Origin of the sequence: Paenibacillus brasilensis (genome assembly GCF_009363115.1) — a bacterium.
Lineage (GTDB): Bacteria > Bacillota > Bacilli > Paenibacillales > Paenibacillaceae > Paenibacillus > Paenibacillus brasilensis.
Genome location: NZ_CP045298.1, coordinates 3,031,308 through 3,043,979, shown reverse-complemented (window position 1 = coordinate 3,043,979; position 12,672 = coordinate 3,031,308). Strand labels below are relative to the sequence as shown.

10 protein-coding genes and 1 pseudogene are annotated in these 12,672 nt (G+C 47.5%); 4 read left to right on the top strand and 7 right to left on the bottom strand.

Features of this window, described 5'->3' with window-relative positions; all coding sequences use genetic code 11:
- The first annotated feature begins 69 nt into the window (after positions 1-69).
- Positions 70-569: pseudogene (locus GCU48_RS14325) on the top strand (DinB family protein).
- A 183-nt stretch (positions 570-752) separates the two neighbouring features.
- On the opposite strand, the gene mutY reads toward GCU48_RS14325, so the two are convergent.
- A complete protein-coding gene (gene mutY, locus GCU48_RS14320) occupies positions 753-1,991 on the bottom strand; it encodes an A/G-specific adenine glycosylase (RefSeq protein ID WP_152380445.1) in 1,239 nt (412 codons plus the stop codon).
- Between the two features lie 4 nt (positions 1,992-1,995).
- Positions 1,996-2,400, bottom strand: a complete 405-nt coding sequence (acpS, locus tag GCU48_RS14315; RefSeq protein ID WP_152380444.1) for a holo-ACP synthase — start codon at positions 2,398-2,400, stop codon at positions 1,996-1,998.
- A 182-nt stretch (positions 2,401-2,582) separates the two neighbouring features.
- On the opposite strand from acpS, the gene GCU48_RS14310 reads away from it, so the two are divergent.
- Positions 2,583-3,398, top strand: coding sequence for an alpha/beta hydrolase family protein (locus GCU48_RS14310; protein ID WP_152380443.1), 816 nt, complete (start codon positions 2,583-2,585; stop codon positions 3,396-3,398).
- 121 nt (positions 3,399-3,519) lie between these two features.
- Here GCU48_RS14310 and nadE read toward each other — a convergent pair whose 3' ends face one another.
- From nadE to GCU48_RS14295, 3 genes are all read right to left on the bottom strand, one after another.
- Positions 3,520-4,329 (bottom strand): NAD(+) synthase, encoded by an 810-nt coding sequence (nadE, locus tag GCU48_RS14305; protein ID WP_152380442.1) that lies wholly within the window; start codon positions 4,327-4,329, stop codon positions 3,520-3,522.
- 101 nt (positions 4,330-4,430) lie between these two features.
- On the bottom strand, positions 4,431-4,865 hold the full coding sequence (locus GCU48_RS14300; RefSeq protein WP_025719720.1) for a BrxA/BrxB family bacilliredoxin: 435 nt from the start codon (positions 4,863-4,865) through the stop codon (positions 4,431-4,433).
- 141 nt (positions 4,866-5,006) lie between these two features.
- Positions 5,007-6,746, bottom strand: coding sequence for a two-component system sensor histidine kinase NtrB (locus GCU48_RS14295; protein ID WP_152380441.1), 1,740 nt, complete (start codon positions 6,744-6,746; stop codon positions 5,007-5,009).
- Positions 6,747-7,036: 290 nt separating this feature from the next.
- Here GCU48_RS14295 and GCU48_RS14290 point away from each other — a divergent pair, with 290 nt between their 5' ends.
- Positions 7,037-8,296 carry a BaiN/RdsA family NAD(P)/FAD-dependent oxidoreductase gene (locus tag GCU48_RS14290; protein WP_152380440.1) on the top strand — a complete coding sequence of 420 codons (1,260 nt, stop codon included), beginning with the start codon at positions 7,037-7,039 and terminating at the stop codon, positions 8,294-8,296.
- Positions 8,297-8,501: 205 nt separating this feature from the next.
- Here GCU48_RS14290 and GCU48_RS14285 read toward each other — a convergent pair whose 3' ends face one another.
- Positions 8,502-10,172 (bottom strand): ribonuclease J, encoded by a 1,671-nt coding sequence (locus tag GCU48_RS14285; RefSeq protein ID WP_152380439.1) that lies wholly within the window; start codon positions 10,170-10,172, stop codon positions 8,502-8,504.
- A 440-nt stretch (positions 10,173-10,612) separates the two neighbouring features.
- Here GCU48_RS14285 and GCU48_RS14280 point away from each other — a divergent pair, with 440 nt between their 5' ends.
- Positions 10,613-11,260 carry a LysE family transporter gene (locus tag GCU48_RS14280; RefSeq protein ID WP_152380438.1) on the top strand — a complete coding sequence of 216 codons (648 nt, stop codon included), beginning with the start codon at positions 10,613-10,615 and terminating at the stop codon, positions 11,258-11,260.
- On the opposite strand, the gene GCU48_RS14275 is transcribed toward GCU48_RS14280, so the two are convergent.
- Positions 11,241-12,605 (bottom strand): amino acid permease, encoded by a 1,365-nt coding sequence (locus GCU48_RS14275; protein WP_152380437.1) that lies wholly within the window; start codon positions 12,603-12,605, stop codon positions 11,241-11,243. The genes GCU48_RS14280 and GCU48_RS14275 overlap by 20 nt on opposite strands.
- Between the last annotated feature and the right edge of the window lie 67 nt (positions 12,606-12,672).

Sequence of the window (12,672 nt, the reverse complement as noted above, 5' to 3'; positions counted from 1 at the left end):
TGACAAAGATTTGGTATTCCATGGTAAGATGGTAGCGACGATCATCAAAACAATGCTGGAGGTTGATGGATGCAGACTTTCTTTCGCTACAACTGGATGGTTCGGGAACAATGGTACCGCTGGTGTGAGGAGGTACCGCAGGAAGAGCTTTTTTGAGAGAACGCGTCGGCGGTGTCGGCGGTATTTTGAAGACGCTCTTTCATATCGTTGATGTGGAGTGGAGCTGGATTCAAACGATTCAGGGCAAGCCTGATTTTCAGGAGGACTTCTCACTCCATGCTACGCTGGATAAAGTCCGTAAGCTGGATGCGAAGTTTCGACTTGATGTCGAGCCGTTCGTGCTCGCCTGGCATGAAGGGCTGGAACAAAAAAGGTTTGAAGATCACCTACCGGACGGCAGGATTGTAATTGATGCCTGGGGCGAGCTGATGCGTCATGTCATCGCCCACCAGATTCATCATATCGGGCAGCTGTCCGTATGGTCACGGGAGGTCGGCAAGCCTCCGGTTTCGGCCAATGTAATCGGCAAAGGGCTGATCGAGATCGAGGACCGTGCCAATTCACTTTAAAGATCGAAAGTGGCGAAATGTATATCTACATGAAGCAGGCAACCAAACATTTTTGAACAGGCCATGTAATTGTGACTGATAAATAGCGACGGTCTATATATATCGTTATTTTTACGAGACGTCAGACTTAGCGAAAAAAGAACAAAAAAAGCTGCCGAGACTTCTCCGGCAGCTGTTGAGGACCTACACCAAGGTCCCTTTTTGCTTTGCATAATATTCGGTGATCAGATCGAGGAACACCTTGGGAAACGCCATGGTGTCCATATCCGCCTCGCTGATCCAGCGGTATCCTGCAGGCAGCCCGGAGTGGGCCTGCTCCTCCTGTTCTGCCAGCGCAATCAACGCATCCGGCTTCGCTCCGGTGCTGTAGTCTGCCCGCTGCTCGGCAGCCAGCGGTTGTCTGTTCGCCATTCCTGCAGGGCTGGCGACCTCTTCACACTGGAACACACGCAGGTTCCAGTGGATGTGGCTGAACGTGTGCTCCGCCTCACGTACAAATCGCACCGGGCGCGCAAGCACGCCCTCTGCCAGCAAATGAGCCGCCAGATGGTCCATGGCAGGCTCATCCGGCACCGGGCCGTTGTATCCCTCTGGCCCGGCAAGCTCGTGCGGCAGCTCCCACATGCGGGCGAGCAAGCCCTTGGCCGGACGCTGCCGGACGAGCAGGCGACCTGCGTTCGCGCCGCTGCCCTCAATGAGGGCGACGGAACGCGGCTCCAGCCGCGGCGGCTTCGCCTTCGTCTTCACCGGCAGCGTCTCCTCGCGACCTGCCAGTCGCCCTGAGCAATGCTCCATGACCGGGCAGGTCAGGCACTGGGGCGACTTCGGCGTGCACACCAGCGCCCCCAGCTCCATCAGTGCCTGATTGAAATCGGAGGCTCTCCCTTCGGGGATCAGCTCCCGCACCAGACTTTCCATATGTGATCGTGTGCTGCCCTTCATAATATCCTCTTCAATGAGGAAATAGCGCGACAACACCCGCATCACATTGCCATCTACAGCAGGCTCCGGCCGATTGAAGGCGATACTCATAATTGCACCTGTCGTATACGGGCCGACTCCTTTCAGCGCGGCGACGGCCTGTGTATCATCCGGTACCTGTCCGCCGTGAAGCTCGACCACTTGTTTGGCCGCAGCTTGCAAATTCCGGGCACGGGAATAATAGCCCAGCCCTTCCCACAGCTTGAGCACATCCTCCTCGGGTGCTTCCGCCAGCGCTTCGATCGTCGGAAAACGTGCAATAAAGCGATTGAAATACGGGATCACCGTATCGACACGCGTCTGCTGAAGCATAATTTCCGAAATCCAGATATAAAAAGGATTCCGATGGCGGCGCCACGGCAAATCCCGTTTGTTTCGTGTATACCAGTTCAACAGTTCAAAACTGAAATAACGTTTTTGTTCCAGTGTATTTGCAGTCATCACATCACATCTCCTTATATTCGACAATTACAAAAGCAGAGGCAATGTTGGGCTGGTGTGTAATACTCAGGTGAATACTGTAATCCGAGCTCCCTGTACCTGGCAAGTCCAGTCTATTCCACGCGGACGAAGATAAATAAACTACGGGCTTTCCCCCAGGCTCCGGTAAAATATCCATATCACCGAACCCGATCATCTGCCCGATTCCGCAACCGAAGGCCTTCGTTATCGCTTCCTTTGCAGCAAAGCGACCTGCTACAAACTCCGTTAGCCTAGCTTTGCGTTCCACAGCAAGCTCACGTTCAGCCGGGGTCAACACCCGTTTTAAAAACGCATCTGCATATTTACCTGCCAAAATGTCAGCCATACGGCTTATTTCCAGCACATCATGTCCAATTCCGTAGATCATTTGGGTATTCCCCGTCCTTTTTATACTTTACTGCACCTATTGTAACAGTGCGTCCACACCATGGCGAGCCACAAAGGCGCAAGGGCAGCACCAATATATGTTAAAATAAGAGTAGCTATAGTTCAATGTATGAATTTAGCTGATAGACCCACTTAAAAATTCCCGTAGAAAGGAAGGATAGGATGTCAGAAACCATTGTGGTTGAAGCAGGAATAGATGCCGTGATCCGGGCCTCCTGGTTTCCCGCCAAAAACAAAGCCAAAAGCCTGCTCATCATCGCTCATGGCTACAAGGGATTTAAGGATTGGGGTATGTTCCCCTTTATTGCAGAAGCATTGAGCGTGGATAACCATGTCGTAACCTTCAACTTTTCACATAATGGCATAGGTGAGGATTTAGAGAATTTTACCGAGCCGGAAAAATTCGCACGCAACACCTATAGCCGCGAGCAAGAGGATTTGGATATACTGCTAACCCATCTAAGAGCACGCCACGAGTTCAGAGAGCTGCCGTTATTTCTATTAGGGCACAGCCGGGGCGCGGGAAGCTGCTTCGTATACGCTCTGGATCACCCCGGAGAAATATCCGGTGTCATTTCATGGAATGGCGTGACAGATTTGGATCTGTTTACTTTGCCACAAAAAGAAGAAATGCGCACCAAGGGACGCAGCTATGTTCAAAACGCCAGAACCGGGCAGCAGCTCCCGCTGGATGTAGTCATTCTGAACGATCTGGAGCAAAATCGCTCGCGTTTTGCCATCGTGGACAGGCTTGCAGACAGCCGGCTGCCAGCCGTACTTATCCAGGGAACCGAAGACTCCAAACGCCTACGCGAAGGCTCTGCCCTGCTCACCACCGTTCGTCCCGATATTGAATGGGTACAAATTCAAGGTGGCAATCATACCTTCAATACCGTTCATCCATTTCAGGGAGGCAGTCTTCAGCTGGATCAGGCGATTACCGAAACCCGCCGCTTCATTGAATGGATCACCAATTAAGCTATAGCCCTTTTAATGCAAACGGCGATCCGCCGGGCGGATCGCCGCATTTTTATTGATTTGAGCATTTCGCATAAATACCAAGAGTGATTTACAATTTCATAATCATAAGATTACGCACTTAAACTCCCGGAATGCTTGTCCGCTTATGCGCTGTACGTGTGAAGAAGCTTTCCAGCTTTTCGCGTGCCGCCGGGTCTATTTCCTTGCCTTCCAGATAGTCGCTGTTCGCTTCGTAGGAGATGCCCAGTTCTTGTTCATCCGTCTGGCCTTCCCACAATCCTGCTGTAGGCGCTTTGTCCAAAATGACCTGCGGAACTCCAAGGTAGCTGGCCAGCAAACGCACCTGACGCTTGTTCAGCGTACTAAGCGGTGTAATATCGACTGCACCATCGCCCCATTTCGTATAAAAGCCTGTGATGGCTTCTGAAGCGTGGTCTGTGCCAACGACAAGCAGATTCAGCTCGTTCGCGAGTGCGTACTGAACCACCATACGTGTTCTTGCCTTTACATTCCCTCTCACTTGCGGAGTAATGGAACGTTCAAGACCGATATCCTTTAACGTATGCTCCACTTCCACGGCAACCTCATCAACCGCTTCCTTGATGTTCGTTTCCCCGGCATATTTCAGATCGAACGCTTTGGCAACCGCGTAGCTGTGCTCAATATCTTCCTGCTTGCCATAAGGCTGGAACACCCCCAGCGTTATGTACTCTTGCCCTTGCTCCTTCGTCAGCTCATCTGTAGCCTGCTTGCACAGGGCAGCTGCTACAGCACTGTCAATCCCGCCACTGATGGCGATCAGCAGTCCTTTGCTTCCGGTTTTCGTTACATACGACTTGAGGAAATCCACGCGCTTGCGGACCTCTGCCTCTACGTTAATCGTAGGCTGTACTCCCAATTCAGCAATAATCTGTTCCTGCAAACTCATCAGATAAACACCTCTTTTTAGGAATTTACTTTACAAGCTAACATGCAAAAGCCCCGGCAAGTTTCGCAGGCGAAAAATGCGGGGGCATAGCTTGAGCAGTCTTAACGGCAAAAACGGTCAAATGCACTGGTCAAATCAGCAGCGATTTGATCAGCCGAACGGTCCTCCACCTGGTGACGCTCGATGAAGTGAACCAGCTCGCCGTCTTTCAACAGTGCAATGGAAGGGGAAGATGGCGGATACGGCGCGAAAAATTCGCGAGCCTTCGCCGTTGCTTCCTTGTCCTGTCCGGCAAAAACCGTATACAGGTGATCCGGTGTAATATCATGCTTCAGCGCTTCGGCCACACCTGGACGGCATTGACCTGCGGCACAACCGCATACCGAGTTAACAACAACCAGCGTTGTTCCCTTGGCATTAGGCAGCTTGGCCTCCACTTCTTCCGAAGTACGCAGCTCCTGGATTCCAAGATTGGTCAGTTCATCGCGCATGGGCTGAACTGAATCTCTCATATATTGGTCAAAAGACATAGACATATTCTTTCACTCCTTTTCCAAAAATCATGTATACTACGTTGCTTTTTTTATCCACTCTCGTGTTAAAGGTACGGATACCTAATCTTCATTATACAATCTTTTTCACGTGTTTTGCAAAAAAACAGATCTATATGTGTACAATTATTTTTGTATGGAATTCATGACAGAAGGCTCGGAATGTTCTCGATAAGCTGGAATGGTTCTGCGCAATCGAACTCTAAACTGCGTGCCCGTTCCTTCCACAGAATCTACGGCAATCGTACCGTGGTGTCGCTCTACGATACTTTGACATAAAGCCAGCCCCAGACCTGTGCCTTTGGTTTTGGTCGTGTAAAAAGGCTGGAACAGCTTTTCAAGCTGGTTTTGCGGAATTCCCGGACCTGTATCCTTTACTTCCAGCTCCACAAAATCCCCTTCCTCATGCGTGGAGATGGTCAGTACACCCTTTTCACCCATAGCCTCCATCGCATTACGCGATAAGTTAAGCAGCAATTGCTTCATTTCCTTGGGGTTCAAATGCAGCATCGTCACATGATCCTCCAGCTTTAGCTCAATTGTCTGCCCCCTCAGGTTCGCATCTGCCCACAATAAAGGCGTGAGCTCGCGAATAATATCGTGAAGATGACATTGCTCCTTCTCAACAATCCGGTTCTGGGCAAGTGAAAGAAAATCGTTAATAATCCCGTTCGCGCGATCCAGTTCCTCCATCACAATACGGTAGTAATGACCGAGGGAATCCGGACTTTTCTCACGCATAAGCTGTAAAAATCCACGCACAACCGCCATGGGATTGCGTATTTCATGAGTGATGCCTGCTGCCATCTGTCCGACCAGACTGAGCCTCTCAAAATTGCACAGCTCACTGCGCAGCGTCTCCAGCTCTGTAATATCCTGCAAGGCAATAATGACACCTGTCGTTTTGTTCACATGTTTATCCCGCATGGGGAGAAAGCTGCAGAAGAATACTTTGGGAGGTACATTAATAAAATCAGCACCCGCCTCCCCTTGCAACGCTTTCATAACCCGTTCGCTAATCACCGACGAAGTGTTAAAATCATATAACGAGGTCCATGGACGCCCCACTACCTTAGGCAGCGTAATGAAGGGATCGAAATTCCGATAGAGTTCCAGCATTGTTTTGTTCATATGTATAACTCGTTCCTCGCTGTCCAGAGTTGCAAGGGATAATGGCAGCAAATCCATCACCTGACGCAGCTTATCCGCTTCAATTAAGTATTTGCTCGTAAATTCGCTTACATCACGTCGCAGCGCCAGTTTTTCGAAGGCATTATGCATCAGACTCACGACCATAAAACTTGCCAGTATACCTGCAGCAATATTCCATAGCGTTGTAAGCAAATTGGGAATGTATACCCATACATCCTGTCTGCCCAGCAGGAGCGGGAACAGAGCCTTAAGCAGCATATCAACCACAACATATGCGGAAATCAGAAGTTTTTTGTCCGACAACGTCCCTTTTTGAAAGAACTTGCCATGCAGCAGCATAAAAGTAAAAAGGATAAAACCTGTGCACACATACATCGGCGACATTTCTGTCGACTGGGCTATAATCAGGGTCCCCATGAGTGCGGAAGCGGCGAGCGCGAAGGCGGTACGACGTCTACCATACATGATGCCGACAGCGAGGGGAATAATTCCGAGATTGGAAGGTAGGCCATATGGAGACTGATATTGAAAGAGAGAACATAGCAATATGGCTGGTAAGCAACACAAATAAAGTATCCCTTGATTCGGACCGGGCAGCAGCTGGCCGCCCCAAACCTTTTTCTTATCTCCATAATCCGTTAATATAGAGAAAAAACCCGCCGATATAACGGCAAGGAGAACCTGAAGCACACTTTCCTTCAAAGCAATTAACAAGGACTTTTCCTCCTCCTCATCTTTCCTTGACGCCGCTAGTTGAATTAAAGCACAGGCTACAATATATTACAATATATGTGTTAAAATTCCGGTGTAGAACGACAAAATCCGCAAAATGCTGGATGAATAGAAGAAAATCGTTTTTACGTTTTTCGCAATCAGACAAAATGAGAAATCGGCGTGTTTATCATAATAAAAATGAATTAAAGCGACGCTATTAAGATATAATGAAGAAACTGTTACACCATTCTGAATTTTTTGAAAATTGTCGACGAAAAGGAAGAGATTTGATGAGTTACGACATTATTGTGATCGGAGGCGGCTCGGCCGGATTAATGGCCGCTGCGGCAGCCAGCGGTGAGGGCGCCAAGGTGCTTTTACTGGAAAAGGGAAATAAACTCGGGCGCAAGCTCGGTATTTCCGGTGGAGGACGCTGCAATGTCACCAATGCAAAGGAGCTGAACGAGCTAATCCGGCATATTCCCGGCAATGGCCGTTTTCTGCACAGTGCGCTGGCGGCTTTTGGCAATCGGGATATCATCGCCTTTTTTGAACAGTTAGGCATAGCCTTAAAGGAAGAAGACAACGGGCGTATGTTTCCAGTGACGGACAAGGCCAAAACCGTTGTCGATGCTTTAGTTAACAAGGTACGCTCTCAAGGGGTCGACATTCGCACAAGCTGCCCCGTACAAGAGGTTATTTACAAAGAAGGTCATGCGGCTGGAGTACGGCTGCGCTCCGGAGAAATCCTGCGCAGCCGCAACGTCATTGTAGCCGTTGGTGGCAAGTCCGTTCCGCATACAGGATCGGAGGGTGACGGCTATGCTTGGGCCGAGCAAGCAGGGCATACAATTACGGAGCTGTATCCAACGGAGGTTCCGTTGACGTCAGGCGAGACGTTCATCCAGACGAAGGAGCTTCAGGGACTATCCTTACGCGATATCAGCCTGACCGTATGGAATGCGAAGCAAAAGAAGGTTGTCGTCCACGAAGGAGATATGATTTTCACACACTTTGGCCTGTCCGGCCCAACCGCTTTGCGGTGCAGTCAGTTTGTCGTAAAGGGAATGAAAAAGGACAAGACCAGCACGGTGCTGCTGACTCTCGATTTGCAGCCTCACAAGCATGCCGATGAAGTCTACCGCGAAACGCTGGAGTTGGCGGCAGCCGATGCTAAAAAGGCGATCAAAAATGTGCTTAAGCCTTATTTACCGGAACGCTTGATTCCATTATTGCTCCAGCAAGCACAGCTGCGTGAAGATTTAACTTATGATCATATTCCCAAGCAGCAATGGCAGGAACTCGCCCATCGCATCAAGGCGTTTCCAATTCGCGTGAACGGTACACTCTCTCTGAAGGAAGCCTTTGTTACCGGGGGCGGTGTGAATTTAAAGGAGATCAATCCCAAAACCATGGAGTCCAGGCTGATGCCCGGATTATTTTTCTGTGGTGAGATTTTGGATATTCATGGTTACACTGGTGGCTATAATATTACAGCAGCGTTTACGACAGGGCATACAGCAGGAACGCAAGCGGCCGTAAGCGATTAAAAAGCTGCGCGTAGGATTTGATCTTACGATCGCTGTTGCTTCTCCAGATTCAAATCCTCCGCTTCGCTGCAAACCGCTATTACATCCGCATTTTTAGGAAAAACAAGAAGAAAAAAGACTTAAATCAGTCGTATTACTGATCTAAGTCTTTTTTTGAGTAATGGCGCCGTGAACAAAATCTCATTTCGTTTTGACGTTTGCCACCTTAAACCTCAATAATGATAGGTAAAATCATGGGCCTTCTCTTGGTCTGACTGTAAATAAACCCACCCACATTATCCTTTAGCATCTGCTTAATCAGACCCCACTGACTCATTTCGGTTTCTGTTAATTCGTTCACTGTGGACATGATCGTTTCGTGGATTTGTTTCATGAGATCTTCGGAATCCCTAACGTATACAAATCCTCTTGAAATGATCTCGGGCGTTGCGAGCATTTGCTTCTCGTTTTTGCTCAACGTCATTACAATAATCAGCATTCCGTCTGAAGAAAGTTTTTTGCGGTCTCGCAGTACAATGTTGCCTACATCACCTGTCACCAGTCCATCGACTAGACTATTGCCGGATGGTACTTTGGGACCGAGGGATGCCCTTCCTTCTTCGACTTGAATGGTCTCCCCGTTACGGACAATGAATACATTCTCCATAGGAATGCCCACAGACTCTGCTAGCTGACGATGACGATACAGCATTCTAAATTCACCATGTATCGGGATTAAATACTGTGGTTTCATCAAAGTCATCATTAATTTCAGCTCTTCCTGGCTACCATGACCGGATACATGCATCCCTGTGGAGCTGCCTGATCCATAAATAACCTGGGCCCCCAGCACATACAGGTTGTCAATCACCTGGGAAAGATTTCGCTCATTCCCGGGTATCGCTCCCGCAGCAATGATCACAGTATCACCGGGTAAAATTTCGATTTTGGGATGAAGGGAGTTCGCTAACCGGGATAATGCGGCCATAGGCTCGCCCTGACTTCCTGTACATAAAACTGCGATTTCTTCTGCGGGAAACCGCTCTGTTTCTCCCGGCTCGATCAACAAGTCCTCCGGCATTTTCAAGAAGCCCAGCTCCTTGGCCACTGTCACCACATTTATCATGCTGCGTCCAAGTAAAACAAGTTTGCGGCCTGTTTCCACAGCCGCATCAATAACTTGTTGGACACGGTTCACATTAGATGCAAACGTGGAGATAAACACCTGCTGCTTGGCTCTGGCAAAGGCATCCAGAATATGCCCGCCGACCAAACGTTCTGAAGGGGTAAATCCTGGTCTTTCTGCATTTGTGCTTTCAGAGAGAAGCACTTTAACTCCTTTTTTTCCGATTTCGGCCATTCGGTGAAGATCCGGAAAAGGTCCGCTTACGGGAGACATATCGAATTTAAAGTCACCGGTATGGACCACATTTCCTTCTGGTGTCTGAAAAAAGACACCCAGACAATCCGGGATGCTGTGGACGGTGGTGAAAAAGGATGCCTGGATCGTGCCTATATCAATGGTTGAATTCGCATCTATAAGATGGAGCTCAGCATCACGTAAAAGACCGTGCTCTTTTAACTTGATTTTTAACAATTCGATGGTGAGCTTTGTCCCAAATACGGGGAGATTGATTTGCTTTAGCAAATAAGGAATGCCTCCAATGTGATCCTCATGCCCATGAGTCACGATGAGCGCTCTGACTTTGTCCTGATTTTCCAGCAAATAGGTGACATCCGGTACAATGAGGTCAATACCAGGCAAATTTTCATCAGGAAACTTGGAGCCACAATCAATAACAACAATATCCTGATCGTATTGAATGAAATACATGTTTTTCCCGATTTCATTCACACCGCCTAGAGCAGCAATGAGTAATCTATTATCAGCAAGCATAAGTTTATTTCCTCCTTAGGAAAATGCTATCCATATTATTCATTTTCCACGTAAACTTATGCACCATACATTTCTTCTCTGAGCACAAAAAGAAACCCTTGTCTCTATAAGACAGCTCCCCTCCTTGGTTTATTAGATGCCCACCGCAGCCGAAATAGCCGCAAAAATCACAGCAACCAGCCACTCCGTTCCCCTCGCACTGCAATAAACCCAGGCGAAGCTCCTTCTTCCAACCCATTAAAAATAGCATTTGACAGTAGAAATTTGTCTAAATAAACCTCGGAAATCTCTCACTCATTTATTCAAAAATCGTCTGAACGGTTTAACGTTTTTCAATAAAAGTGTCAAGGCAATTTATTAAAAAATATGTTCTTACAGATAAGTTTGTCCGAATAAACTAATAGACAAATACCCTACAAATACTCGAGGAGGAGAATAGTATTAATACATTTTTTAGTTATATTTTTCTGGGTTTGTCACTTTCGGCCCCCATTGGACCAATCAATAGCGCACAATTGGATCGAGGTATCAAAAACGGGTTTTGGCACGCCTGGTTTATTGGGCTCGGTGCAATAACCGCAGATATAATTTATATGCTGCTTGTTTATTTGGGAATGATTCACCTGCTTAATGCCCCATTTGTCAAAGCTTTTTTGTGGTTGTTTGGTTTTTTCGTGCTTGTGTATACAGGAATTGAAAGCATTAAAAATGCAGGTGTCATTGCACAAGCCGAATTAAGGGGCAATAGTAATACATTAACCAATTCCTTTCTGACAGGCTTCCTGATGTCATTATTTAATCCTATCTCCATCCTGTTCTGGCTTGGCATTTATGGCTCAATACTGGCAAACGTTGCAGATACGTATCCCGTACAGCAGCTATTGATATATAGTGGAGCCATTGTATTGGGCGTGCTGCTCTGGGATGTGACTATGGCTGCCGCTTCAAGTATTTTTCGTAGATTTCTAAAAACCGGAGTGCTTCAAACCATCTCATGGCTGTCCGGATTATCGCTTATAGGCTTTGGCTTTTATTTTGGTTTACAGGCATTAAAGTTATTGTTTTTCACTAAGACTTGGCCTTTTTGACATAATGACTGGATCTAGTATGCTTTCGGCGAACCCGCTGTACAATGAAATCACAAATCGCAATCAGCAAGACAAGCAGTAGGCTAATATATAACCCCGGACGGCTAAGCTTGTGAAAAAAAGATCCGACTACAGCCATAACGATTAACAATAATCCAATCCAACGTTTAATATTGCTTGATCTGCTCGATTTCAGTAGCTTACCTGAAGACAGCAAAATGAAGCACCAGTTATAAAGTAGCATTAAACCAGCCGCAGTTGTGATATATTCATATACTTTCCCCGGTAATAATAACGACATGACAATGGCTGCGATTAGTCCAACGGAGATTAAACTAAGTGCAAAAAGGGGATATTTACCCTTCCACTTTCGTGAAAATAAGGTGGGAGCATCTCCTTCCTGTGCAAGCGTAATCATCATAGATGTTTCTGCGTATAGGGATGCGGTCATCGTTGAAAAGCCTGCAATGATAAGCACTCCATTAAATAAATGGGGAACAAAGGCCAAATGATCGCTGCTGAGCGCAAGTACAAAAGGACTTTCTTTTGGATTAAAGGCACTTAATGGAACCATAGCCACAGCCAGGCCAATAGAAAGCATATATACCGCAACCAGCATAATCAGCATCACCTTTCCGGCTTTAGGTGCTTCCTTAGGCTGTTGGAGCCGGTTAGACATAATTCCGAGTACTTCAATACCTCCATATGCATAAAAGGCAAAAATAAAAGAAGACCACAACCCTATGCCGCCGATTGGAAAAAGATCTTTATAATGGCTCGGGAACCTAGGATTATATTTTCCTCCTCCAATCCAACCTGCCAAAAGAGCTATAGCCAGAACCAGAAACATAACAATCGCTGCCATCTTGATGATAGCCAGTACATTTTCAACACGGTCAAAGCCCTTATTTCCAAAAAAAACAATAACCAGCCCGAGGATTCCGAACCCAGCCGCAAAGATCCACATGGGCACCTCAGGAAACCAAAAGCGCGAGAATATGGACAGCGCAGTTAGCTGACTCCCATTAATAAGCAGTTCCGAGAACCAATAGACCCAACCACTACCGAAGCCCGCCCAGCTCCCAAATGCTTTTTGGGCATAGGAACGGAAAGAACCCTGCTCTGGGTGATCTGCTGTCATACGTGAAAGGGCATCAAACACGACATACGTCCCAACTGCTGCAAAGAAGTATGCAATTAAAACAGACGGACCGCCAATGGAAATCGCTAAGCCGGACCCGAGAAAGTAACCTGTGCCAATAGTGCCTGCAACCCCTAACAAGCTAAGCTGCCACCACTTTAACTTTTGATCGTTTTGCATGCGAGCAGAAGGCTTATTCCCCATAAAATCACCCTATACCTGAATTTGAGACCGAGTTGTCCGTTTTTTTAGATTGCCCCCTTCGTTCCCA

Coding starts and splice junctions, on each gene's coding strand:
- mutY (WP_152380445.1), bottom strand. CDS start 1,991: ATGACTGCAAATACACTGGAACAAAAACGTTATTTCAGTTTTGAACTG.
- acpS (WP_152380444.1), bottom strand. CDS start 2,400: ATGATCTACGGAATTGGACATGATGTGCTGGAAATAAGCCGTATGGCT.
- GCU48_RS14310 (WP_152380443.1), top strand. CDS start 2,583: ATGTCAGAAACCATTGTGGTTGAAGCAGGAATAGATGCCGTGATCCGG.
- nadE (WP_152380442.1), bottom strand. CDS start 4,329: ATGAGTTTGCAGGAACAGATTATTGCTGAATTGGGAGTACAGCCTACG.
- GCU48_RS14300 (WP_025719720.1), bottom strand. CDS start 4,865: ATGTCTATGTCTTTTGACCAATATATGAGAGATTCAGTTCAGCCCATG.
- GCU48_RS14290 (WP_152380440.1), top strand. CDS start 7,037: ATGAGTTACGACATTATTGTGATCGGAGGCGGCTCGGCCGGATTAATG.
- GCU48_RS14285 (WP_152380439.1), bottom strand. CDS start 10,172: ATGCTTGCTGATAATAGATTACTCATTGCTGCTCTAGGCGGTGTGAAT.
- GCU48_RS14275 (WP_152380437.1), bottom strand. CDS start 12,605: ATGGGGAATAAGCCTTCTGCTCGCATGCAAAACGATCAAAAGTTAAAG.